This is a genomic window from Ancylobacter sp. 3268 (assembly GCF_031456575.1).
Taxonomy (GTDB): domain Bacteria; phylum Pseudomonadota; class Alphaproteobacteria; order Rhizobiales; family Xanthobacteraceae; genus Ancylobacter.
Window position 1 is genome coordinate 66593 of record NZ_JAVDUX010000008.1, and the last position, 23437, is coordinate 90029.

The 23437-nt window shown below is 63.4% G+C and carries 21 protein-coding genes; 12 read left to right on the plus strand and 9 right to left on the minus strand.

Going from position 1 to position 23437, the window contains the following annotated elements:
- Positions 1-44: 44 nt before the first annotated feature.
- The 4 genes from J2X65_RS12985 to J2X65_RS13000 form a co-directional block, all read right to left on the minus strand.
- Positions 45-821 carry a TfuA-like protein gene (locus tag J2X65_RS12985; RefSeq protein WP_310201600.1) on the minus strand — a complete coding sequence of 259 codons (777 nt, stop codon included), beginning with the start codon at positions 819-821 and terminating at the stop codon, positions 45-47.
- Entirely contained in the window at positions 821-2041 is a 1221-nt protein-coding gene (locus J2X65_RS12990; RefSeq protein ID WP_310201602.1) for a YcaO-like family protein, read from the minus strand. Before J2X65_RS12990 ends, J2X65_RS12985 begins: the two co-directional genes overlap by 1 nt.
- The gene (locus J2X65_RS12995; RefSeq protein WP_310201604.1) at positions 2038-5073 is read right to left on the minus strand and encodes an AAA family ATPase; all 3036 of its coding nucleotides are present in this window, start codon (positions 5071-5073) and stop codon (positions 2038-2040) included. Before J2X65_RS12995 ends, J2X65_RS12990 begins: the two co-directional genes overlap by 4 nt.
- Before the next feature lie 300 nt (positions 5074-5373).
- Complete coding sequence (locus J2X65_RS13000) at positions 5374-6201, minus strand: oxidoreductase (protein WP_310201606.1); 828 nt, start codon at positions 6199-6201, stop codon at positions 5374-5376.
- Between the two features lie 77 nt (positions 6202-6278).
- Between J2X65_RS13000 and J2X65_RS13005 the strand changes: the two genes are divergently transcribed.
- The 3 genes from J2X65_RS13005 (at position 6279) to J2X65_RS13015 (ending at position 9599) form a co-directional block, all read left to right on the plus strand.
- Positions 6279-7214 carry an AraC family transcriptional regulator gene (locus J2X65_RS13005; protein WP_310201609.1) on the plus strand — a complete coding sequence of 312 codons (936 nt, stop codon included), beginning with the start codon at positions 6279-6281 and terminating at the stop codon, positions 7212-7214.
- A 323-nt stretch (positions 7215-7537) separates the two neighbouring features.
- On the plus strand, positions 7538-8023 hold the full coding sequence (locus tag J2X65_RS13010; RefSeq protein WP_310201611.1) for a hypothetical protein: 486 nt from the start codon (positions 7538-7540) through the stop codon (positions 8021-8023).
- A 349-nt stretch (positions 8024-8372) separates the two neighbouring features.
- On the plus strand, positions 8373-9599 hold the full coding sequence (locus J2X65_RS13015; RefSeq protein ID WP_310201613.1) for a Hint domain-containing protein: 1227 nt from the start codon (positions 8373-8375) through the stop codon (positions 9597-9599).
- Between the two features lie 196 nt (positions 9600-9795).
- Here the strand turns inward: J2X65_RS13015 and J2X65_RS13020 are convergent, their stop codons facing one another.
- From J2X65_RS13020 to J2X65_RS13040, 5 genes are all read right to left on the minus strand, one after another.
- Positions 9796-10089, minus strand: coding sequence for a YciI family protein (locus tag J2X65_RS13020; RefSeq protein ID WP_310201615.1), 294 nt, complete (start codon positions 10087-10089; stop codon positions 9796-9798).
- Positions 10090-10250: 161 nt separating this feature from the next.
- Positions 10251-10880 carry a UbiX family flavin prenyltransferase gene (locus J2X65_RS13025; protein WP_310201617.1) on the minus strand — a complete coding sequence of 210 codons (630 nt, stop codon included), beginning with the start codon at positions 10878-10880 and terminating at the stop codon, positions 10251-10253.
- 19 nt (positions 10881-10899) lie between these two features.
- Positions 10900-12537: a UbiD family decarboxylase gene (locus tag J2X65_RS13030; protein WP_310201619.1), complete on the minus strand. Its 1638-nt coding sequence runs from the start codon at positions 12535-12537 to the stop codon at positions 10900-10902.
- Between the two features lie 22 nt (positions 12538-12559).
- Positions 12560-12988 (minus strand): SRPBCC domain-containing protein, encoded by a 429-nt coding sequence (locus J2X65_RS13035; RefSeq protein ID WP_310201620.1) that lies wholly within the window; start codon positions 12986-12988, stop codon positions 12560-12562.
- A 148-nt stretch (positions 12989-13136) separates the two neighbouring features.
- The gene (locus J2X65_RS13040) at positions 13137-14177 is read right to left on the minus strand and encodes an FUSC family protein (RefSeq protein WP_310201621.1); all 1041 of its coding nucleotides are present in this window, start codon (positions 14175-14177) and stop codon (positions 13137-13139) included.
- Positions 14178-14213: 36 nt separating this feature from the next.
- Between J2X65_RS13040 and J2X65_RS13045 the strand changes: the two genes are divergently transcribed.
- From J2X65_RS13045 to J2X65_RS13085, 9 genes are all read left to right on the plus strand, one after another.
- The gene (locus J2X65_RS13045; RefSeq protein WP_310201623.1) at positions 14214-15572 is read left to right on the plus strand and encodes a UbiD family decarboxylase; all 1359 of its coding nucleotides are present in this window, start codon (positions 14214-14216) and stop codon (positions 15570-15572) included.
- A gap of 179 nt (positions 15573-15751) precedes the next feature.
- Positions 15752-16069, plus strand: coding sequence for a hypothetical protein (locus tag J2X65_RS13050; RefSeq protein WP_310201625.1), 318 nt, complete (start codon positions 15752-15754; stop codon positions 16067-16069).
- A 419-nt stretch (positions 16070-16488) separates the two neighbouring features.
- Positions 16489-17391, plus strand: coding sequence for a LysR substrate-binding domain-containing protein (locus tag J2X65_RS13055; RefSeq protein WP_310201627.1), 903 nt, complete (start codon positions 16489-16491; stop codon positions 17389-17391).
- A gap of 131 nt (positions 17392-17522) precedes the next feature.
- Positions 17523-18605, plus strand: a complete 1083-nt coding sequence (locus tag J2X65_RS13060) for an ABC transporter ATP-binding protein (RefSeq protein ID WP_404977702.1) — start codon at positions 17523-17525, stop codon at positions 18603-18605.
- An 18-nt stretch (positions 18606-18623) separates the two neighbouring features.
- The gene (locus J2X65_RS13065) at positions 18624-19739 is read left to right on the plus strand and encodes an ABC transporter substrate-binding protein (RefSeq protein ID WP_310201629.1); all 1116 of its coding nucleotides are present in this window, start codon (positions 18624-18626) and stop codon (positions 19737-19739) included.
- A gap of 163 nt (positions 19740-19902) precedes the next feature.
- Positions 19903-20742: an ABC transporter permease gene (locus J2X65_RS13070; protein WP_310201631.1), complete on the plus strand. Its 840-nt coding sequence runs from the start codon at positions 19903-19905 to the stop codon at positions 20740-20742.
- The gene (locus J2X65_RS13075) at positions 20739-21551 is read left to right on the plus strand and encodes an ABC transporter permease (protein WP_310201633.1); all 813 of its coding nucleotides are present in this window, start codon (positions 20739-20741) and stop codon (positions 21549-21551) included. The genes J2X65_RS13070 and J2X65_RS13075 overlap by 4 nt, the downstream gene beginning before the upstream one ends.
- A 1-nt stretch (position 21552) precedes the next feature.
- Complete coding sequence (locus tag J2X65_RS13080; RefSeq protein WP_310201635.1) at positions 21553-22557, plus strand: fatty acid desaturase; 1005 nt, start codon at positions 21553-21555, stop codon at positions 22555-22557.
- A gap of 4 nt (positions 22558-22561) precedes the next feature.
- Positions 22562-23431 carry a sugar phosphate isomerase/epimerase gene (locus J2X65_RS13085; RefSeq protein WP_310201637.1) on the plus strand — a complete coding sequence of 290 codons (870 nt, stop codon included), beginning with the start codon at positions 22562-22564 and terminating at the stop codon, positions 23429-23431.
- Positions 23432-23437: the final 6 nt, after the last annotated feature.

Consider the following 23437-nt stretch of genomic DNA (forward strand, 5'->3'; position numbering starts at 1 on the left):
CAGGCTGGCATGTTGCACCGTCGCTGTCATGATCGCGATTGTACTTACGGGATGTCGGCTATGTCCGATGTGAGAAGGCCGGCGGCGTCGAGGTCATAGGCCCAGGCTTCGGTGAGGCGGAAGGCCGTCCGCACGGCCGGTGGGCCGGGCACGTCCGGTGTGGCCGCGAGCCGCCGCAGCAGGCCGATGGCATCGGCCCGTTTCTGGTCGATGGCGTGGTGGGGCCACCAGCGTTCGAAGTTGTCGAGCTCGGCATGGGTCTCGACTGGCAGCCTGTTCCGGGCCGAGGCGATGAGCGGCGCATAGAGCCGATCGATGAAGTAGGTGCGGCGTGCGAGGGTCTCCATGGCACGCCTCAGCGCCTCGCTGAGGATCCCGGCGCGGCGGGCGGCGCCCAATGTCAGGCGGATATTGATGAGGGCGTCACTGAGCGGCGCAGCACCGAGTTCGGTCGGCATCATCGCCACCGCCACCTCGTCATCATCCGCCAAAGGCGTACGACGGTACCAGCGATAGATCAGCCCATGGCCCTGCATGCCCACGGCGGCCAGTTCCGCCGCGCGCACCGCGCCGATGCTCGCGGCGCCGAACACCGGGATATTCTGCGCCAGGGTCCAGAGGATTTCCTTGTGCCGGACGGCGGGCACGCGGGAGAAGCTGCCGTCGATCAGCACCACCAGCCTTGGCTTCAGCGCCCGCACGGCCCGGACCAGCGAGCCCTGCTCGGCGGGCGGCAGATAGGTCGCCTCCAGGCACTCCATCGCGCGCTCTCGCGGCAGAGTGGGACCGAGGAATACGACGATGTCCTCCCGCGATGTCATCAGGCCATCCCCGCGGGAACATGGCGCAGCGGCGGCGCGACAAGCCGCAGAACGTAAATCTCCGGCTCAAGGAGGTGGAACAGCGGCACGACGAGCGCGGCCTGCGCACCGGTGCTCGCAAGCGCCCGGAGCAGACGGTCGAGCGCTTCGGCCGCGCCTGCAGGTGCCGTCACCTCCCGCGGCGGCGTGGAATGGGCGGCGCTACCGAGAATCCGGCGGCGCCAGTCCTCGATGCGGCTGCGATCGTGCCGGTCAGGGTAGAAGCGGCGGGTGATATCCTCCCGCGCGCCGGCGATTGCCGTCGCCCGCGCCTGGCAGGCCTCCATCAGCGCTTTTGCCAGCGCGGCGTCATGGGTGAAATCGCAGCCGAACCCCTCGCCGGGCAGCGGGGCGACTTCTTCTGTCCCTTCCTTCTCCACGACGTGGCACCAATAGATGGGAAGCCCATGCTCCGCCTCGACGCGCCAGATGCCGGCGACAAGCCCGGCGTCGTCGAGACGGGCTAGCAGGCGTGCCGATAGCGGCCCGCCGATCGCCGGGCCGGCAAGTTGCGCGCGGTCGAAGAAATGCGGCTCGTGGGCGACGGCGGCGACGCCGGCCCGCTCCAGAACCTCGAGACCGGCATGGATGATGGCGTCATGCAGCGTTCCGGCCGCCGCCAGCCCGGTCGTGGTGCGCGGAAACGCCACCGGATGCGGCGAGGGGTAGGTGTAGACAGTATCCACCAGCGCCGCCGGCACCGGCAGGCAGCGGTCGGTGAACAGGTCCCAGCCGTCGATCCACCGCAGCGCGATCCGGTCCCAGCCGGGATCGCTGCGATGGACGAGGCTGCCGGCATAGAGCCGGCGCAGCTCGCCCTCCATGTCGATGGCCGCCCGCGTCGTGAGCCGCGCCGGGTCGATCTGCTCACCGGACCAGCTCTCCAGCGCCTCCATCAATCCCGAGGCAGCCGCGCGCCAGGGATCGAGGCCCTTGCCCTGCGAGACGACATTGGACAGGGCAAGCGGGCGCACCACCTGCGTCACTACGATGCCGGTGCGATCGAGCCGCGTAATCGAGCCGAGGCGGGTGATGCCGAAGCGGTGCCGCCGGTCCAGAACGCCGCGCACGAGGGCCGCGGTGCGTGCGTCGCTCTCGGCCGGCGACAGGGCGGGGCGCGCGCGCTCACGCGCCAGCGAGGCGACCAGGCCGGCCGGCGTGAGCGGATCGGCGGTAATCATGGGGGTGGAACATCGGCAAGGCCGAGCTGTCCGAGATCCGCCCGGGCGCGCGCGACGAGTGCGGTGGCGGCGTGGCTTTCCGCCAGTTGGATGGCGCGGTGGAGATCGGCGGCAGCCTCTTCTGCGCTCGCCCCCAGCGCGTGGCGCAGGCGGCTGCGGCGTCGATGGAGTTCCGGCAGCCAGAAGACCTGCCCGCTTTGGCCGCTGCCGGCGATTGCCCTGTCCACGATGGCCAGCGCTTCGTCGAACTCGCCAGCCTGCGCCAGCAGTTCGGCTTCCATGTCCTGGTAGATCGGGAGGTTTTCCTCCGTGCCGATGTCCCGTTGCAAGGCGAAACCTTCGTTGAATTCGGCGAGGCCCTGTTTCTCGTCGCCGAGCAGGGCGCGGGCCCATCCCCCGAACAGCTTCGCTTTGGCCCGTCCGCCCGGCAGCACCCGCTCCTCGGCGATGGCGCGCATGCGCTCGGCCACGGAGATGGCGCCATGCAGATCATGCCGGTAGCGCGACAGCCCCACGGCATAGTCGAGTGCGTGGAAAACGCTGTCGGGATGGGCGAGCCGTTCGGCCCAGTCGAGCGCCTGCTTCATGGCGTGGGCCGAACCCGCCTCGTCCCCGGTGAACCACAGCGCAAGGGCGCGCTCGCCGAGGCCGCAGACCTTGGCATCATGGCCACCATAGCGAAAGCCGCCCAGGCGGGCGCGGTGCTCGTTGTAGAGGGCCAGTCCGGCCTTGATGCAATCGAGGCAATAGCCATGCCGGCCGGCGTCGAAATTCGTTGCCCACGCGCAGTGGAGCGATTGCAGCCGCACTTCCGGATCGGCGGTCGTCTCGAGGTCGCGGACGATGATGTCCGAGCGGGCCCTCTGGGCTTCGTAGCTCGGCGCCGTGAACCACCAGCCCCAATAGAGCGGGAACCATCTCGCCCGATCCTGCGCAGCCGACGTCCCGCAAAGCGCGACACCCTGATCGTACACCGCACTGGCCTGCGGCGAGCCCCTGCCGAATAGCGCCGCCGCCACCGGGCCGCGCGCCGAAAGCAGGTCCAACTGCAAGTCATGGGCGATGTCCGGGGCCATCTGTTCCAGCTGCCGCTGGGCGAAATTCAACAGTCGGTCCGCTTCGATCATGGCCGAACGCGCAATGCACCCAGCCGCGGCCCGTATCGCGCATCGCGCCGCATCGAGCGGGCGCTCGGCTTGCTCGTAGTGCCAGGCGAGCAGGTCGTCGGTGAGAGGAGGGACGGCCCCCGTGGTGACGAGCTGGATGATATGTGCCTGCAATTGACGTCGCTCGGCCTTCAGCAGGCTTCCATAAGCGGCCTCTTGGATCAGCACGTGTCGGAAGCGGTAGGTTGCCTCTGCCTCTGTGGATCCCGCGGAGAAGATGCCAGCGCGCACCAGTTGTCGCACCGCTTGTTCGAGCGGAAGCGCCAAGGCTTCGGAATCCACGAGAAGGCCGAGGAGGTCGAGATCGAACTCGCGGCCGATGGTTGCTGCGACCTGGGCGAGCCTGCGCAACGGGCCGAGGGTGGACAGACGGGCCGCGACGAGATCCTGCAACGACAAGATGCCACCGGCAGGGAGTGCCTGGTTCCAATCGATCGACGAGGAGGAGGGCGTTTGCTTGTCTGATGTTTCCATGAGCAGGCAGGTCAACTGCTCGGCGAAAAGCGGGACACCATCGCTCCGCTCATGAACAAAGGCAGCAAGATCATTGGGGGCATCGGCCCCCCAGATCGACTGGCAAAGCTGCGATGTCGCGTCGGCGTCGAGGTGGGAAAGCGGCAGCGAGAAGACGTTGGCGCCTTCGATACCATCAACTCCTGTCTCATCGCGAACGGTGACCACCGCCAGTATGGGCAGGGCACCAATGGCTGCCGGAAGCCGCTGCACGACCGCCGCGGTAAGGCTGTCGGCCCAGTGGAAATCCTCGATGACGATCAAGCAAGGATGGGTACGTCCGCACAGAAGGCGCAGCATCGCGTTCTGGCTCCGCACGCGGTTGTCCTCCGCCGCGAGGCCGAGGTCGACCGATGCCGGCACGCCGATATGTTGTCGGTAAAGGGACGCGATGGCCTCCGCACCTTCTTCCGACACGTCGAGTTGTTGGCTGCGAAGATAAGCGTGGACGCGTGCGTACAATTCGGTGCCGCCGGCCGCAGCTCCCAGTTCGTGTTCCAGATGGTCCAGAAATGGGTGAAGAGGACGAATATCCCCGCGCGGCTTGCATTGGAGCACGATGACGTGGACAGACGCCGACATGTCATTTCGAAGTTCGGCGACCAAGCGCGACTTGCCGATGCCGGCTTCGCCGTGAATCGCGACAAGCCGCCCCTTTCGTTCCCCAGCCAATGCCCAATGCTGACGGCAGAACTCCAGTTCCTTCTCACGGCCGATGAGCGGAGCGTGGACGCGGCGGCTTGCCGAGAAGCGATCGGCTATCGGCTTGTGCGCGGTCGCTCTCCAAAGACCGACTGGCTCGGAGAAACCTTTCGGCAGGTGTTCTCCGAGCCGCTCGAATTCGAAAGCGCCGCGCGTCAGACGATAGGTCGGATCGGCAACGACGACGCTGTTCGGAGCGGCATCCGCCTGGATGCGGGCCGCAAGGGCAGGAGCGATCCCGATCACCTCGATCTGGCCGGGGAGGCTGGTGCCCCGGGTTGCCGCCACGACCACCATGCTGGTGGCAATGCCGATCCGAACCTTCAACCGTTCGCCTTGCCCATGTTGTAGTCGTTTGCACCGGGCGATCAGGTCCAGGGCGGCATTGACGGCACACTCGGCCGCATCCTCCTGAGGGGTTGGAATGCCGAAATAGGCGCATCCACCATCGCCCTGCAATTGCTGGACGGTGCCGCCAAACTTCTGGATCGCGGATATCGCCTCGTTGTGCAGCGACCTTTGTATGGTCGCGACCAATTCCGGATCCAGGCGGGTGATCAATTCCACCGATCCAACGATGTCGTAGAACAGTGCCGTCACCTGCAGGCGCTCGCCCGATAGCGTGACTGGCTGGACCTCACTGGCTGGCATCGTTGGCGAGCTCCGTGAAGGACACATACTAACCCATCCACGCGATGCTGTGCGACAGATCTGATCGCCCGACTGCAAGGTTCGTAATGGCCGCTGCTGCCGGTTGACGGCCTCATCGCCGCGCCTAACACCGAAGCCGTGAAATCCCGCCTGTTTCGGTTGCGCACGGCTATTTCTGGGGCCGAGGTCGACAATTGCCCTTAAAACGGCCCAGAGAAAGGTCCCGGCATGCAGCGGAATTTGCGGACCGGATGAAGGGCGGGTGGGAACACCTCTCAGTCCTGTCCTGATCCCACGTTTTCAGCCATCGGTTGACATGGTCACGGACCTCCAGGCCTCGATCTCCCGCCCGAGGCGCTCGATCCTGTCCGACACCAGTCCCAGCGCGTCGCTGCCGAGCAGGAGTTGGGGTGGTGGGTTGTCCGATTCAACCAGATGCATGACGGCCGCCGCAAGCTTGTCAGGATCGCCAAGCTGCCGGCCGCTCTTGGCCTGCCTTGCCTGACGGATTGGATCGAACAGCGCGTCGTAGTCAGCGATCGCCCGCTCGGTCCTGATCATCGAGCGTCCCGCCCAGTCCGTCCGGAAGGAGCCGGGGCACAAGGCCGTCACATGGACGCCGAACGGTGCCATCTCCGCGCGCATGACCTCGGAAATGCCTTGAAGGGCGAATTTGCTCCCGCAGTAATAGGCAATGCCGGGCATGGTGATCATGCCGCCCATCGACGTCACGTTGATGATAAAGCCGCTGCGTCTCTGGCGGAACCGCGGCAGGAAGGCCTTGGCGACCGCGACTGCGCCGAAGACATTGACGTCGAACTGACGTCGCATCTCCTCGATAGGCGACTCCTCCAGTATACCCTCATGACCGTAGCCGGCATTGTTGATCAGCACATCGATCGGTCCATGATCCTCTTCGGTCTGTGCGACGACGCTGTCGATCCGGTCGAACTCCGTCACGTCACACAGAACGGGCCGCGCTGCCGGCAGGCGTTTGACGAGGGTCGTGCGTGCCTGTTCCGAGCGGACGGTACCGATGACCTTATGACCCTGGCGGATCGCTGCCGCCGCGATTGCGAAGCCGAAACCAGAGTTCGCGCCGGTAATGAATAAAATCTTGGGTGTCATGATTGATGGTCTCTCCTTGATAGGGCGGTGCCCATGACAGATAATTTTCGGAGGGGCAGCCATCGACCGTGAAAACTATGAATGTCTTGCCAAATCCTATGAAGGCGGACGACGAGAGACCGGAACGTTGCGAACTGGTCGACTTGGCAGGATTCCTCGCGCCTTGCCACGGCTACAATCCGACAGCGCTCGATAGAGTCCGGATTCTCAGGACCGAAGCGGTCCTTCACGACATCCCCGTGCTCTATAAGCCGGGTGCAGTGTTCGTCCTGCAAGGGCGCAAGCAAGGTCTGCTTGACGGGGAAGTCTATCTCTACGACGAAGAGCACTATCTCGCCGTGCCGGTCCCCGTTCCATTCCGGATGGAATCCGTGGCCAGCCCTGCGCGGCCCCTGCTTGCGGTCTATGTCGAGTTCGACATGCGTCTGGCCGCCGAGATCGCCTCGCAAGTGAGCACAGGGCGTTCCGAACCGGTGGCAGACCGGGTGAGGGGGCTAGTGTCGAGCCGAATGGAGCGGAGTATCGAAGATGTCGTGTTGCGCCTGCTGCGAGCGCTGCGCGATCCTGTCGAGCTTGCCGTTCTGGGCGGCAGTATCCTGCGCGAGTTGCACTACCGTGTGCTCATTGGCCCCCAAGGTGGCGCGATGATCTCTGCCCTGCAGCAGCGAGGTACATCCGGGAGGATCGTGCAGAGCCTCACCCGGCTGCGAGAAACCTACACCTCGCAGGTCACGGTCGCCGCGCTGGCGAGTGAAGCAGGCATGAGCGTTCCCTCCTACCACGTCCATTTCAAGACGCTGACAGGTAGCAGTCCCATGCAATATGTGAAGGCGATGCGCCTGCATGAGGCACGCCTGATGATCGCGCGCCATGACAGGACGGTCGCGGAGATTGCGGCATCGGTCGGCTACGCTAGCCCGGCCCAGTTCAGTCGTGACTTCAAACGACATTTCCGGCGTACGGCATCGGAAGAAGCCAAATGGGTCCGGCGGCATCTTGGGGAACTTGCCTGAACCGCTCGGCCGGAATGATTGCTGGCGGGAACGTTTTCTCCTCAAGCGATTTGACAGACTTCCTACTAGGAGGTAGGCATGGATATGGGCAATCCAACTTCCACCTCCGACGCCATCCTGGTTCGTGCGCGCTCTCCGATCGTCGCCAAGGCGCCGGGCCGTGACGGGGCACCAGGAAGTTCGGACGGCGCCCGCCCCGTCGATGCGTGCAGGAATGATCCTTCATGGCTCGAACAAACCGAGCCGGTTGTGGAAGCTGTCGATGGGCTTGTTTCAGTTTGCTACCTACCAGTCGGAATCGGCTAAACTCAAAGGAAATCGATGTGTTTGGAATTTCTCCCCTTGGTTGGGTTCACACGCTCGGTAGTCTGCCCGCCATTCCGCTGGCTCTCTATATGTTTGCCCGCCATGGACGGATTGTGCCGCGGTCAGCGGCGGGTGTTGCTTACTTCGTCTCGATGCTGATCGGGGCGACCACGGTGTTCCTCGTTGCGCATGAGACGGTCAGCTACGGCATCGGCGCGGTGACGACCCTGCTCCTCCTTGCTGGCTACGGTGTAGGGCGGATTTCGAGCTTTGGACGTGCGGGTACATACCTTGAAACGATCTTCCTCAGCCTGACGGCGTTTCTGCTGATGTTGCCGACCGTTACTGAAATTCTGCGCCGTGTTCCGGATGGCCACCCCTTGGTTACAGATCTGAAATCGCCGCTTCTCCTAGGCTCCCAAGCCAGTCTTCTTGTCATTCTCATCGCTGGTTTGACAGCTCAGATCTTCTATTTGCGGAGGCAGAGTAGGTTTGCGGCATGAGTTCACCACGCAGGCATCTGCACTGATATCGGTGGCGTAGATTTGCAGCCTTCTGCATATGTGCCATGCAGCGGTCGAACATTCCTGCTGTGTCGCGTCCCTCAAAGATGAGCACCATCAGGAGTGTGCTGGGACGACGAGGGCGGCGGTCTTTCCTGGAAGGGTGGGAGGGCGGAGGGCAGCGTGGCGGAGAGAGCGTCATGGTGGTGAAAAAGACACATATTCAAAACAAGTCGGAAGCATTTCTCGATAATTAGTTGCCTCAGGATCACCCAACTGGATGATGTGCCCACGCCAAATCGGGTGGGGACGATGTGGGACCTCCCGTTACCATGCAGGGGAGGAAACTATGGCCACAATCGATATTGACCTCAGCGACTCAGATAAGACCGTAGGTTCTGGTTCAGTCGGGTATGATCCCAATTCCGCCACTACGATCAACGTCGTTGACATCGGCGAGAGCTATACGCTGATCGTGGATGGCATCGATGCATCGGTGGTATTTACCCGCCTCGGTGTCGATGTTCTGGCGCATACGACATTCGAAGCGATCAATGGTGCTAACCTCTATATATGGCAGAATGGATTGAGTCTGTCGGTGGGCAGCAGTCTGCGCTACGAAGTGGGTGATTCATCCAGTATCACCGTCCATCCAGGCAGCTTCAATTATGAAATATTGAGCAGCCATTCCGTGGATTTCATCGGCGAAGAACCCGGAAGCTTTACCTATGAATTTACGTCCTCCGGCTCCGAGAAGCCAAGCTTCACGGTCAGTGGTTTTGGCTACGGGGATTCGCTGAACGTTATCGGGTTGACCTATGCCAGCTTCGCCTACGATGCCGACACGGGTAACGCTGTCCTCATATATGGCGACGACGCCACGGGCAGCGTGACGTTCAATCTTGCGGATATGGACCAGAGCCTTGCGCTGCTGATCGCGGAAGATCCAAGCGCCTATGTCGATACATCCACCGGCGCCTTCGTCGCCCCGATGTGTTTCCTCACCGGCACCCATATCGCGACACCCGAGGGCGAGCGCCTCGTGGAAGATCTCGTCATCGGCGATCTGGTGCTTACCGCCGCTGGCGAGACGCGGCCCGTGCGCTGGATCGGTCGCCAGACGATGCATCGCCAGTTTGGGGAGCCGGCTCGCGTGTGGCCGATCCAGATCGCCGCCGGTGCCCTCGACGACAACCTGCCCCGTTACGACCTGTTCGTATCACCCGACCACGCATTGTTGATCGATGGATTGCTCGTCCAGGCCGGTGCGCTCGTCAACGGCACGTCGGTGACGCGCCATCGGCCGGCAGAGGTTAGGTTCACTTATTACCACATCGAACTGGAGGATCATGCGCTGGTGCTTGCCGAGGGCGTCCCCGCGGAGACCTTCGTGGATAATATGGCCCGGCGGCGGTTCGACAATTATGCCGAGTTCGAGGCGCTCTATGGCGAGCCGAAGCAGACGATTGCCGAGATGGATCTGCCCCGCGTGAAGTCGGCCCGTCAGCTGCCGGTCAGCATTCGAAAGCGGATCGCGCTCAGGGCCAGCGAAATCGGCGCATCGGTCGCCGCCTAAGTCGCACCGGTGTCCCCCGACTTGCTCGTCTATCGGCGGGGGCCGAAAGCGTCTAGGGCGCGGATGCATTCATGCCGATGTCCAACTACCACACCTCATCGTCCGTGGGAGATCGCGTATTACGAAGCGCCGCGCTCTGAAGGGTAGGGGAAATATCTTTCAGAAGCATCGTTGTTTGGGTGGCGGCGTTCGCTCCTCACGCGTTGACCACCCCATCTTTCACGACAACCCGGAAACCTTTCAACTCTACCCGCTCGAACAGCCCAGCCTTGCTGTAGGGGTCGTCGTTCACCAACTTCTCCGCAGCCGCCCTGTCCTCCGCATCATAGACGATGATCGAGCCGCAGGGCTTTCCTTCAGCGTCAAGCATCGGGCCGGCAAAGACGAGGCTGCCGGCTATCGCGCGGAGATAATCGAGGTGCTCCGGGCGGACCTCAAGGCGCAGGGGAAGGGCATTCGGGCGGTCATAGGCGGTCAGGGCGAAGTGCATCAAAGGCTCCAATAAGTGGGAGAGGTGGGCGACAGGCAGTCTCTCTGTCAGCGCTTGAGGCGTTGGGAGTCGTGCCGTGCAGGCAGCACCGGTGCTGCCCTCGCGACAGTCAACTTGCGAGGCCCCATCGGCGAGCCTCCCGCGCGGACTGTCGCGGCGGCTTATCGGCCTGCCGTCAGCTCTGCGATCGGCAAGGTCGACCCCTCTGTTGATTCTTCCTCTTCCTCCCCCCAGCGGGGGAAGGCTTTCAGGTCCAGATCGAACAGATCGAGGACCCTGCCGATGGTATGAGTGATCATATCGTCCAGAGACTGAGGGCGGGAATAGAAGGCCGGGACAGGTGGCGCGATGATGCCGCCCATTTCGGTGACCGCCAGCATGCTCTTCAGGTGGCCAGCGTGAAGGGGCGTCTCCCGCAGCATCAGGACGAGCCTGCGGCGCTCCTTCAAGCAGACATCTGCCGCCCGGCTGATCAGACCGGAGGTGACCCCATGGGCGATGTCGCTCATGCTGCGCACCGAACACGGTGCCACGATCATTCCCATGGTCCTGAAGGAGCCGCTGGAAATCGGCGCGGAGATGTCGTTGGGCGAATAAACGACATCCGCGAGGCTTCGCAGTTCCTCGGAGGACAGATCCGTCTCGTAAGCTCGCGTCATCTCGCCCGCTTTGGAAACCACGAGATGGCTCTCGATCTGCAGCTCCCTGAGCGCCTTCAGGAGCCGCACGCCATAGACGATACCGGTGGCACCGGTTATGCCCACCACCATGCGCCGGGGTGTTTGCCCCATGGTCAGATTCCTTGCGCCATCATGCGTGTGTCGAGCCGACATGCCGAGGGTCGAAATTCGACAGGGCTGCCGGTTTCGCCTCGAAGGCGAAGGGGCGGTCGGACAGGGTGTAGCGGTACCACGGGGCGTCGTTCATGCGGCCGAGCCTGTGGCGCAGGCCGCCGAACGCTCCGTAGATGAATTTGTAGGGCTGCCCGTGGAAGTGCTTGAGGATGTCGAGCCACGCGCGCGGCTCGGCGCCGATGAAGGCCTCCATCTCGCGGGCGATCTCGTCCTCGGTCATCGGCTTGAGATCGGCCGGCGGTTCGCCGAGATCGGTCACCGCGCTTTTGATGAACTCATCCGGGTTCCAGCCGGCGCCCATCGGCTTGGTGCAGTCCATGCCGATCTTGGAGGCGACGCCGGGCTCGGCGCACTTCGGATCGACCGTCATGGTGTTGCAGTCCTTGATGATGACGGTGTCTCGGTCCGGCATGTAGCGGAACGCCATGGCGGCGAGCACCGCCTGGTCGTCCCAGATGTCGACATCGTCGTTGAATACCATCGCCACCTTGGGTAGGCCCTGCTTGGAGCAAGTGAGCATCAGGCCCAGCGCCTGCTTGGCGTCGCCGGCCCCCAGCGGCCGGATCTTGGCATAGGCGATGTTCGAGAGCCCGCCGGCAGGGCTGCGTACCTCCAACACATCGATGCCGGCCAGGCGGAGCGCGCCATAGAGGTCGGCCTCGATGGCCGGCAACTGCAGCATGTTGTCGGTGTACCAGGGATGCATGCCGCCGATGGTGCAGTGCTGGTAGATCGGGTTCTGGCGGTAGGTCATCGCCTTCACCTTGAGGCGATAATTGTGCTTCATCCCACCGCCATACATGCCGGTATACTCGCCATAGGGGCCCTCGTCGAAGTTCATCCCCTCGGTCGCCATCAACTCGCATTCGAGGACGAGTTCGGCATTGGCGGGAACCATCACGTCGATGGTCTCGCACTTTACCATCTTCGCCGGCGCACCGTAGAAGCCGCCCAGAACTTCGAAATCGTCGGTATCGCCGGGTACGCCGACCAGAGCCGAGATTTTGTCGAGGATCGGCCCGCCGATGACCATGGCGACCTCGAGGTTTTGCCCCTTCGCCGCCGCGGCCATCGCATGGATGCGTTGGCGGTGGGAGGTGCAGGTCATGTCGACCGACTTTTCGTTCTTGGAGCGGAACATGGAGCGGTAGATGCCCCAGTCATAGACGCCGGTATCGGGGTGCTTCGAGATGAACAGATTGTCGTTGGTATAGGCGTGGCCGTCGCGGTCGTGATGCAGGAACAGCGGGAGCCGCGTCAGGTCGACATCCTCGCCTTTCAGGATCACCTCCTTGCAGGGGGCTGTTTCGACCACTTCCCATTTGGCGCGCGACTTCGCCGTCTCGACCATTTTGCGGCCGGTCTGCGTCTTGTCGCATTCCATGGCCCAGGCATACATGTCCTGGTTGGAATAGGCGTTGGCGAGGATAGAGAATTCGCAGTCCTTTACCTTCTCGATCAACACGGCCTTGGTCGGGTTGGCCTCGAGTGTTGTGGGAATCTGATCGACGCGGATTTCATCGGTAATGCGGACGAGAAAGCCCGCGGCTTCCATGTCCCTTACGAAATCAGGAAGCGACTGCTGGGACGCCATGTGGGAGAATCTCCGGGTCGGATCAGGAAAAGGCCGGCTCCGACACGCCGGATTCGGCGTATTCGCGCAGGTGATGCATCAGCGCACCCCAGATGGTGTTGCACTTGATGAAATTAGCCTCGTCATGAGGCCAGCCGCCATGGGTGACACGAACACGGGTCCGGCCATCCTCGGTCGAACCAAAAGAGAAAGTTGCCGTGGTGCCGACTGCGTCGCCGGGGCCCTTGGTGCATGTCCAGAGAATTTCTTCCGGATCGTCCTGATCTATACGCCAGGAAAATTCAGGCCGACCAGAATATTTCAAATTCCAAAGCGTTCCGACCTCGCCGCTTCCTTCGACGTCCGGAGTATTCCACCCCCGCAAGCCTTCGGCGGTACTCAGCGCTTTTCTGACCTTTTCTCCATCGGCGGAAATGTAGATCTCATGCTTCAGCGAATATGCACCGGCCATTTGGCCCTCCCTTGGCGTGCGAGATACTGATCCGATTGGAGTGCGCAAGGCAAGCGATCCCGCCGCACCGCAATGGCATTGAACTGCGTCCGCGATTGCCGTCCGGGGAACTCGCAGACGGTATCGCCAGCGATGGCCAAGGACACGCTTAGGCCTCTCTGTCGATGTGCGGTGCGGCCATGTTGGCGATGGCCACGCTGCCAACGATGATCGCCACCAGGGCGATGGCCGCTCCGAGCCCTGCCTCGATCAGCCGCTCCAGCAACAACGGCGACCAAGGGAGCCCACGGCCGAGATTGCTCATGCCGATGGCTAGCGGGGTGATGAATAGAAGCGCCACACCATAATTGCGGGCCAGGAAAAGCTCCGCAACCGCCTGACAAAGCGCGATGATGAGGATCAGGGCAAGAGGACTGGGCTCCTGCACGAACAGCACCGCGGCGATGCCAACGCCGCCGAGCGTGCCCGTCATCAGGTGGATCGTCCGGCGCATGGCATCTGCCGGCGTGAGGGCCGGCATCAACGCGGCTACCGCGATGGGCGCCCAGAAAGGATGGCCGATGTCGAAAGCCTGAGCACTCAACCAGGCGGCTGTCGCAGCCAATGCCGCGAGGGTAATCACGATCGCGTGACGCGTTCGTTCCAGCGTTGCAGAGCCAATCCGCGCACGCCGGCGCACGCCATGCAGCAGGGTGCGGGTATCCAACTTGTCGTTCGCCTCCAGCATTGTCAGCAGGATCGAAAAGCCCGCTCCGCCTGCGCCCACGGCGATGGCAGGCACCAATTCGTTTGCCGTCAACGGAATCCCAGCGATGACCAGCAGCACGAGAATGAAGAAGATTTCGCCACGCGGTACCCATCCCATCACGGTGCCGAGTGTGCCTGTTCCCACCACCACGATTGGCAGCATCAGCGACAAAAGCCATTCGGGCCCTTGCGCCGCTGAATAGACCGCTGCGGCGGTGAGGATGGCGACAAGCGCGGCGCCCGCCACGATCTGGGTTTCGACGCGGCGTTGAATCGTCTCGCTATGGCCATAGAGAGAGGCCAGCGCGCCGAACGCCGCATAGACGGCGAAATGAATCTGCCCGAGCATATACAGCGCTAGAAGGGGCAGGCCGACCGACACGCCGACACGCACCGCCGCGCGGACATCCTCTGTCTTTACCTCGAAAGGAAAGCTGCGCATTAATCACGCACCAGCGATAGGTGAGAACGGTGGATCATGGCCTATAAAGACCTGCGAGCTTTCCTCTCGACCTTAAGGCAGTCCGGCGAACTCGTCGATATTACGCGGCCTATCGCCTTGCAGTATGACGTTGCGAAGGCACTTGCCAAGAACAGTTCGGTCGAGGGACCGGCGCTCATGTTCAAGGACAATGGTACCGAGTTTCCTCTGGTTGCCGGCCTCTATGGCAACCGGCGCCTCGCGCTGATGGCGTTCGAATCCACCGAGGACACCATTCATGATCGCGTGACGAAGGGCATCGACACGCCGATCGGCCCCGTCGACTTCGAGGGTCCGGCGCCGTGCCAGGAGATCGTCTTGACCGGCGACGATATCGATCTCACCAAACTTCCTGTGCCAACTTACAGTCCGAAGGATGGCGGCCCTTACATCACCGCCGGCATCGTGGTCTCGGAAGACCCCGACACCGACGTGCCCGATATCGGCAATTATCGCTTTCAGCTTCACGACGCGCATACGCTGGGGGTGTTCTCCGCGACCAATCACCGCTTCGGAAAGAATATTGCCAAGGCCGTGGCGCGGAAGGTCCCACTGCATGGGGCGATCGTCATCGGTGTCGACCCCATCATTGCGTATGCCTGCCAGGTTCAGTCGGGCGATGCCACCAATGACTGGTTCGTCGCGGGTGGGCTGCGCGGCGAGCCCGTCGAACTTGTGAAAGCCGTGACCAGCACTCTTAAGGTGCCCGCTCATGCGGAGTTCATCATCGAGTTCGTGGTGGATTCGGACGATCAGCGTGTGGAAGGGCCGCTCGGCGAGTACACGGGCTACTACACGCCCGCCTCGCTCAAGCCCACCGCCAAGGTGACCGCGATTACTCATCGCAAGGATGCGATCTTCCAGGGGCTGCTCACCGGCAAGCCGATCACAGAGAACCATGTCCTCAAGCAGATCCCATTCGAGGCATCGATACTGCGCCAACTCCAGGCCCAGTTCCCAACGATCTCCGACATTTCGATCACCAGCTCAGGTGGCGTGCAGACCTATGTCGTGATCGCGATGACGCCCCGCTATGAGGGCGAGGCCCGGCATGCGATCCTGGCCGCGATGGCCTCGAACCTTCACCCGAAATGGGTGGTGGTGGTCGATCCGGACATCGACATCCGCAGGTCCTCGGAAGTGGAATGGGCGAAGTCGTTCCGAGTGAAGCCGCGCGAGGACGTATTCGTTGTCGATCGCACCGCGACGGCGCCGCTCGATCCCTATACGGACGGCGGCTACTCGTCTTCCGTAGGCATAGACGCCACTCGGCCGTTCGGAGTGGAATTCCCCGACGTGTCGGAAGTGCCGGATTGGCGGAGCTTCGATTTGCCCGAGATCAACCGAACTAAATAGATATTGATTTAGCACCTATCTTTGCGGCTTGAAGCCGGATCGCAGTGAGGAATGGCGAGCTGGCTTCTATCGTCGCGCATCGCGCCCCTCTGACGCAGACTAGGGATATTGACTCCATGGCGGCTGCACACACGCTCACCAGATCCTTTTCGAGGTTATCCATATTCTGTGGATTGGCCATGTCCGCGGGCCTCGCGGGCGCCGGGCCGGCGGCGGCCCAGAATTGGGAGAAATGCGTCGAGGCCATCGCAAAAACGCAGCACGAGCTCAGCCGGGTGTTGCCGAAGCCCGCTCAGCCGCAGACGCAGCAACAGTCCGTCGCGGCACAGGACTCGCACGACCCGACGCCTGGGTCGCTGGCGGCAGCCGGTCTCCAAGCACCTGTCTCAGGCCCCGAGGGGGCTCTGAATGAGGCGCAAAACCTGCAGGCGGCCGGCGACGAGGCAGGCTGCATGCGGGCTGTGGCCAAGGCGCGCTCGCTTGCCGGGCTGAAATAGGGCGCGGCAGTCAAAGGCTGGTTGCCGTGGCGGCAGGCAAGCGACGACAAGCGATCTGTATCGCGCCATTCATTGTGCCGTCTTGTCCATCGGTCGTGTCGTGTTGCTGACCGTACTGTCCGCAGTTCGCCGATCCGGCCTCGGCTTGCCGCCATTCGGAGCGCGTCGGCTTGTGCGAGTGGCGAGCCATGTTCATTCGCAGTCCGCGCGTCCCCGGAGCTGCGTGCTGCGGTACGCGCTCTGAGCCATGTCAGTTCACGGCTTGGTGCCGGACGATCGGCCTCGGCTCGGCTGTGCACGGTTCCAGCTGCCTCGGGAGCGACTGTCCTTGACGGAACTGGGGTTCATCGCTCCGATTCCGAAAGCCCTTCCCAGATTTCAATGCGGCCTTCGGCGGCGCAGGTCGAGACGAGTATCCAATGCGGTTGCCATCCACCCAAGCTCTGCGTGCGCTCGAAGCCTTTGCCAGGCACGGCACCATCTGGCAGGCGGCGGCGGAACTGAACATCACTCGCAGTGCCGTCAGCCATCAGTTGCGTTTTCTGGAGCAGGATCTCGGCTTCGTGCTGCTGCAGCGTGCCGGCAAGGGGGTGGCGCTGACGCCGCAGGGCAAGCGCTACGCTGCCGACGTCCGCAAGGCGCTCACCGTGCTCACCGACGCCGCCGTGCAATATGGCGATCGCGGGGTGTTGCAGGGGGCCATCACCGTCAGCTCGACGCCGGGCTTCGCCTCCTTCTGGCTGTGCACCCACGTCGCCGAGTTCAAGCAGCTCTATCCCGATGTGACGTTGCGGGTGGTGACGCCGCAGCGGCTCGATGATGTTGATGCGCCGGGTGTCGATGCCTTCATCGCCTATGGCGACGGTGACTGGCCGCGTCATTCGGTGGAATTGCTTAGCGCCGTCGATTTCATGCCGGTGTGCAGTCCGGCGCTGCTCAACCAGATCGGCGGCCTTGGCGAGCCCGTCGACGTCTTCCGCACCGTGTTGCTGCATCTCGATGGCCTTGGCGACTGGCTCAATTGGTTCGCCGCGGCCGGTATCGTCGGGCCAAACGTCGAGCAGGGTGTGATCTTCTCCGACATGAACCTCGTGCTGGCGGCGGCCATAGCCGGGCAGGGCATCGCGATCGGCGACAATTTTGTCTGCCGACACATGCTGGACACCGGTCGTCTCGTCCGTCCCTTCGACCTCGCGATCCGCTCCAGCCGCTCCTATTATTTCGTCACCGAGCGCGCACGGGCCGGCAACCCGGCGATCCAGGCTTTCGCGGATTGGCTGAAGTCCCGTCTCGTGCAGACAACGGTGCTGCTGCATCCTTAGGCGTTCGCGTCCATGCTTAGCTGGTCACCAATGGAGTGAATTCGATTCACTTGAAATAGAAAAATTCTTCATTTGAGGTGAGTGAAACCCGCGTTTAGCATTCACGCTGTTCGAGGGAGCGCTCATCACACGTGACCATCAAGGCTGTCGGGATACAGGCGATCGGGATCGGGAAGTCCTTCGGCCATTTCACGGCACTGAAGGACATCACGGTTGACGTCGCGCCCGGCGAATTCCTCACGCTGCTCGGTCCGTCCGGCTCGGGAAAGACGACCTTTCTCATGGTGTTGGCTGGCTTCCAGGCCGCGAGCACGGGACGGCTGCTGAGCGATGGGGTGGATATCACCCATAGCCGCGCCGAGGATCGGTCATACGGCATGGTCTTTCAGGGCTATGCGCTGTTCCCTCACAAAACCGTCGCCCAGAACATCGCTTTCCCGCTGCAGGTGCGCGGCATGGCGCGCGAGGAAATTGCCCGGCGGGTCGACGCCATCATCGCCCGCGTCGGCCTTGTCGGGCATGAGAAGAAGCGCCCGGCCATGCTATCGGGCGGCCAGCAGCAGCGCGTGGCGCTGGCCCGCGCCCTGGTGTTCGAGCCGCCCGTGCTGTTGCTTGACGAGCCGTTCTCGGCACTCGACAAGCATCTGCGCGGGCGCATGCAGGAGGAGGTGGCCCGCCTGCATGGCGAGTTCGGCACCACCTTCGTCTTCGTCACCCATGACCAGAGCGAGGCGCTGTCGCTGTCCTCGCGCATTGCCATCTTCAACCATGGGCGATTGCTGCAGGTCGGAGCGCCTCGCGACATTTACGAGCGACCGCAGAGCCGCTTCGTGGCGGAGTTCCTCGGTGAGATCAACCTGCTGCCGGTCGATGAGGTAGGCCACTGCTCGCTCGGTACCAGCGGCCTGTTCGAAGGCGCGCGACTGCGAGCACCGCGGCACGAGCAGGTTAATGGCCGCGCCGTGCTGGCGGTGCGGCCCGAGCACATGTCGGTCAGCGCCGAGCCGCCGGCGGAGGGCAACGGCGTGGCCGCCCGATTGGCCCATACCACCTATCTCGGCGCCGCCATGCGCCTGGCATTCGCCACGCGCAATGGCACTCAACTGACCGTGACCTTGCCGAGCGAAGCGGCCGGCCGCGTCCTCGATCGCGGACCGGACTTCTGGGTCACCTGGTCCTTCGAAAATGGCTTCCTTCTTCCAGAGCAAAGCTGAAAACAGCAGGAGCACGCCGTGAACGACGCATTCCAGAAAGACTGCCTCGACATCCTCGCGGCCAAGGCGGCTCGGGGAGAAATCAGCCGCCGCCGCTTCACCCAGCTCGCCGCCATGATCTTCGGCGGTGCACCACTGCTCATGCGCTCGCCCGAGGCGCTGGCGCAGGTGAAGCAACTTGTCCTGGTCAACTGGGGCGGCGACGCCCTCAAGGCCTATGACAAGGCCTATGGCCAGCCCTTCGAGAAGGAGACCGGCATCGTCGTCAAGGAGGATGGCACCGGCCCGACGGAAGGTGCCATCGCCGCGCAATTCAAGAGCGGCAAGCCGACCTGGGACCTCGTCGATGCCGATCCTTTCTCGGCGATCTCGCTCGGCAAGCAGGGCATGATCGAGCCCATCGACTACAAGGTCGTCGACAAGTCCAAGATGCGGCCCGGCTTCGAGTGGGAATACGCGGCGTCGACCTATTTCTTCTCCTATGTCATCGCCTATGACGCGCAGAAATTCGGCGCCAACCCGCCGACCGGCATGGCCGATTTCTTCGACGTGAAGAAATATCCCGGCAAGCGCACCATGTATAAATGGGGCGCTGGCATGTGGGAGGCGGCGCTGCTGGCGGACGGGGTGGCGCCCGACAAACTCTACCCGCTCGACCTCAAGCGTGCCCACGCCAAGATCGCGGCGCTGAAGCCCGACGTGGTCGCCTATTGGGGCGGCGGCGCCGAAAGCCAGCAACTGATGCTGGGCGGTGATGCCGCGATGGGGCTGATCTGGTCGACCCGCGCCTCGCTGATCGAGAAGGATTCAGGCGGGCAGGTGAAGTTCACCTGGAACCAGGGCCTTCTGTCGCCGGGCGCGCTGGCGGTGATCAAGAACAATCCCGGCGGGAAGGAGAACGCGATGAAGTTCATCGCCTCAACCTCCGTGCCCGAGCGCCAGCTGGTCATGTTCGACATGCTGGGGCAGGGGCCGGCCAACCCGGCGACCGATGCGCTGATCCCGGCCGACCAGCGCCGCTACAACCCGGTCGATCCCGCCAACATGAAGACCCAGGTCGCGCTCGACATGCCCTGGTACGCCGACAATTACGGCGCCGCGCTGGACGAGTTCACCAAGGTGATCTCGGCGTAGATGCGGATGGTAACTCCTCTCCCCATTGGGGAGAGGTGGCCCGCGAAGCGGGTCGGTGAGGGGTTCTCGCGATCGCTGAACGTGAAGACCCCTCATCCCAACCCTCTCCCCCGTCGGGGAGAGGGAAAGTAGTGACAACCCCCGAAGTCGAACCGCCACGACCATGCGCAACCGAACGGCAATCTGGCCCGCCCTAGCCCTGACGGCACCTCTGGTGTTGTTCCTGGCGTGCGCCTATGCCCTGCCGTTCCTCGGCGTCGCGCTTTGGAGCGTCACGCTGCCGGAACTCGGCACCGGCCAGTATCAGCGCCTCGTTGGCGACCCGCTGGTGGTGTCGGTGTTCACGCGCACCTTCCGCGTCTGCCTCATCGTCACGGTCATTGCGGTCGCGGCCGCCTATGCCATCACTTATGTCTGGGTGCGCGGCTCGCGCCTGCAGCGGCGCATCATCGAGATCTGCATCTTCGTGCCGTTCTGGATCTCGTTGCTGACCCGCGCCTTTGGCTGGCTGGCACTGCTATCCAATCGCGGCCTGTTCAATAGTTGGATGCAGGCACTCGGCCTCATCGACAGCCCGCTGGCACTCGTGCGCAACGAGCCGAGCGTGATCGCCGGCATGGTGCACGTGCTCATCCCGTTTGCGGTGCTGCCGCTCGCTTCGGCCATGCGCGCGGTGGACGAGCGGGTGCTGCTTGCCGCCCGCGGCATGGGCGCCTCCCGCCTGCGCATCTTCTGGTCGGTGTTCCTGCCGCTGACGCTACCCGGTGTCATGGGTGCGACGCTGATCGTCTTCGTGTTCAGCCTCGGTTTCTTCGTCACGCCGGCCATTCTCGGTGGCGGACGCTCGATCATGGTGGCCGAACTCGTCTATCTCAGGATGTTCCAGAGCCCGGACTGGGGGCTCGGGGCGGCGATCAGCGTGGTTCTGGTCCTCATCGTCGCGGGATTGATGGCCCTGCTGTCGCGCTTTGCCGGACTGGCAATGACAGGGGGCGGGAAATGACGATCCACCGCCCCGGGCCTCTCGCTGTCTCCCTCGCTTTGCTGGTCGGTGCGTTCCTGCTGCTGCCGCTGCTGGCGGTGGTGCCGATCTCCTTCACGCCCAGCCGGATGCTCTCGCTGCCGCAGGGCAGCCTGTCGCTCACCCATTACCGACAGCTGATCGACAATCCCGACTGGTTGAGTGCCATCCTGCTCAGCACCAAGGTCGGCGTCCTCACCAGCGTGATCTCGACGGTGCTGGCAACCAGCTTCGCGCTCGGCATCTGGATGCTGCAGCCGCGCTTCTCGCAGGCGCTGGTCGGCTTCGTGCTGTTGCCGATGATCGTGCCGCCGGTGGTCTCGGCGATGACCCTGTATTTCCTGCTGACCGGCCTGTCGCGGTTCTCGCAGGCTATCGGCTTCGACAGCGTCATCGGCGTGACGCTGGCGCATATCGTGATGGCCGTGCCTTTCGCGGTGGTGATGGTGCTGGTGGCGCTGGCGCAGGTGGACCGGCGCATCGACCTCGCCGCGCGGGGTTTGGGGGCGACCGTCGCCCAGCGCATCTTCCACGTTATCCTGCCCAATATCGGTTTCGGCGTCATGACCGCCGCTTTGCTGGTTTTCGTCCTGTCCTGGGAGGAGATCGGCGTCACGCTGTTCATAACCAGCGTCGATGCGATCACCCTGCCGCGCCTGATGTGGATGGGGCTGCGCGACAATGTCGACCCGGCGATCGCCGCCATCTCGGTGGTGCTCATCGTCATCACCACGCTGGTCCTGCTGCTCCGCATGGCTTTCCAGCGTCGTCCGGAATTCGAGGAGGAGTGAAATGGACGAGGTTTTCGGCCGCAAGGATATGATCAGTCCGGGCCGGCTCAAGGAATTGAGCGTCAAATCCGACCTATCGGGCTTTGTGCAACTCGGCAGCCATTTCGGCGCGCTGGCGGTCACCGGCGCGGCGCTCTGGTATTTCTGGGGCACGTGGTGGGCGGTGCCGTTCTTCATCGCCCACGGCGTGCTGATCAACTTTCTTTATGCCGGCCAGCACGAGATGAGCCACTCGACGGTCTTCAGGACCAAGAAGCTCAACGAGATCTTCGGCCGCCTGTTCGGCTTCGTGCTGATCTATCCCCGCGATTTCGACCAGATCCAGCACTTCGCCCATCACCGCTACACGCAGGACTGGGATGGCGACGGCGAGCTCGGGCGCGAGCGCTATTCGATGCTGTCCTATCTGCTCTGGGTGCTCGGCCCCACCTATTGGTACACGCGGGTGCGGCGGGTGATCCGCTTCTCGCTCGGCATCGTCAGCGAGACCTATATCCCAGCCGACCAGCACCCCAAGGTGATCCGCGAGGCGCGTTGGCACCTCGCCGGCTATGGCCTCATCGCCGTGCTTTCCGTGCTCTCAGGCAGCTGGATCGCGGTGAAGCTCTGGCTGCTGCCCATGCTGGTGATGAAGCCGGTGCATCAGTTGCAGAACACCATCGAGCATCTCGGCCTGCCGCATGTCGACCAGATCACCGAAAACACCCGTACCACCCGCACCAACGCCATCATGCGCTGGATGTGCTGGAACATGCAGTTCCATACCGCCCATCACGCCTTCCCGGGCGTGCCGTTCCACCGGCTGCCCGACCTGCACCGCACGATCTTCGTCGAGAAGGGCCGCAAGCCGCATTCCATGACCTATCTCGGCTTCCAACTGGCGGTCATTAAGGCGTTCTGGAACGGCCGCACCGAGGCGGACTATCCGGACGACAAGATCTGGATCATGGACGACACCGACCTCGAGCCGGTCGCGCCGCGCCCGCGCGCCGCGAAACAGGCGTAAGACCATGCCGCTGAAGGTGTACCAGTCGCTCTGGGCCACTGAGCTGCGCCGCCCCGGCGTCCCGGAGCGGCCGGTGGCCGAGCGTTTCGACCGGGTGAAGTCGGCCGGCTTCGATGGCATGGCGATCGATCTCGGCGCCATGGACATCGTTGCCGCGCGCGCCACCGTGCCGGAGTTCGCCCGCACCGGACTCTCCGGGCTGCTCACCGCCTTTCCCCGTTCGATCGAGGAATTGCGGCCGGCCCTGCATCTGGCTAAGGATATCGGCTCGCCCTTCGTCATCGTCATCGGGCAGGTGATGCCGCTTTCTGTGGCCGAGATGGTGCCTGTGATCGAGGCGTGGATGCGGATCGGCCGCGAGGAGGGCGTGCCGCTGCAGTTCGAGACCCACCGCAACTGCATCACCAACGACATGTTTTCGACGCTGCTGCTGCTCGAGGCCATCCCCGAGATGCGGCTGGCCGCCGATCTCTCTCACTATGTCGTTGACCGCGAGATGATGCTGCCGATCAGCGCTGACTATCAGGCGCAGGTCACCCGGCTGCTGGAGCGGTCGGATTCCTTTCAGGGCCGCGTCGCCAATCGTTGCCAGGTCCAGCTGCCGCTGCATTTCCCGCAGCACCGGCCGTGGATCGAGGTGTTCCGCGACTGGTGGCGGCGCGGCTTCGCGCTGTGGCAGGCGCGCCATGCGGCGGAGGCCGAGTGCATCTTCCTGTGCGAGCTAGGCCCGCGCGATTATGCCATCACCGACGTGAACGGCAAGGAACTGTCCGACCGCTGGGAGGAGGCGCTGCTGCTGCGCCGCTGGGCCGGCGAGGACTGGCAGGCCGCCGCGAACGTCACCGCACCCGCGACGGCGGCCGAGGCCGTGTGAACGAGA

Coding starts and splice junctions, on each gene's coding strand:
- J2X65_RS12985 (WP_310201600.1), bottom strand. CDS start 821: ATGACATCGCGGGAGGACATCGTCGTATTCCTCGGTCCCACTCTGCCG.
- J2X65_RS12990 (WP_310201602.1), bottom strand. CDS start 2,041: ATGATTACCGCCGATCCGCTCACGCCGGCCGGCCTGGTCGCCTCGCTG.
- J2X65_RS12995 (WP_310201604.1), bottom strand. CDS start 5,073: ATGCCAGCCAGTGAGGTCCAGCCAGTCACGCTATCGGGCGAGCGCCTG.
- J2X65_RS13000 (WP_310201606.1), bottom strand. CDS start 6,201: ATGACACCCAAGATTTTATTCATTACCGGCGCGAACTCTGGTTTCGGC.
- J2X65_RS13005 (WP_310201609.1), top strand. CDS start 6,279: ATGAATGTCTTGCCAAATCCTATGAAGGCGGACGACGAGAGACCGGAA.
- J2X65_RS13015 (WP_310201613.1), top strand. CDS start 8,373: ATGGCCACAATCGATATTGACCTCAGCGACTCAGATAAGACCGTAGGT.
- J2X65_RS13020 (WP_310201615.1), bottom strand. CDS start 10,089: ATGCACTTCGCCCTGACCGCCTATGACCGCCCGAATGCCCTTCCCCTG.
- J2X65_RS13025 (WP_310201617.1), bottom strand. CDS start 10,880: ATGGGGCAAACACCCCGGCGCATGGTGGTGGGCATAACCGGTGCCACC.
- J2X65_RS13030 (WP_310201619.1), bottom strand. CDS start 12,537: ATGGCGTCCCAGCAGTCGCTTCCTGATTTCGTAAGGGACATGGAAGCC.
- J2X65_RS13035 (WP_310201620.1), bottom strand. CDS start 12,988: ATGGCCGGTGCATATTCGCTGAAGCATGAGATCTACATTTCCGCCGAT.
- J2X65_RS13040 (WP_310201621.1), bottom strand. CDS start 14,177: ATGCGCAGCTTTCCTTTCGAGGTAAAGACAGAGGATGTCCGCGCGGCG.
- J2X65_RS13045 (WP_310201623.1), top strand. CDS start 14,214: ATGGCCTATAAAGACCTGCGAGCTTTCCTCTCGACCTTAAGGCAGTCC.
- J2X65_RS13050 (WP_310201625.1), top strand. CDS start 15,752: ATGTCCGCGGGCCTCGCGGGCGCCGGGCCGGCGGCGGCCCAGAATTGG.
- J2X65_RS13055 (WP_310201627.1), top strand. CDS start 16,489: ATGCGGTTGCCATCCACCCAAGCTCTGCGTGCGCTCGAAGCCTTTGCC.
- J2X65_RS13070 (WP_310201631.1), top strand. CDS start 19,903: ATGCGCAACCGAACGGCAATCTGGCCCGCCCTAGCCCTGACGGCACCT.
- J2X65_RS13075 (WP_310201633.1), top strand. CDS start 20,739: ATGACGATCCACCGCCCCGGGCCTCTCGCTGTCTCCCTCGCTTTGCTG.
- J2X65_RS13080 (WP_310201635.1), top strand. CDS start 21,553: ATGGACGAGGTTTTCGGCCGCAAGGATATGATCAGTCCGGGCCGGCTC.
- J2X65_RS13085 (WP_310201637.1), top strand. CDS start 22,562: ATGCCGCTGAAGGTGTACCAGTCGCTCTGGGCCACTGAGCTGCGCCGC.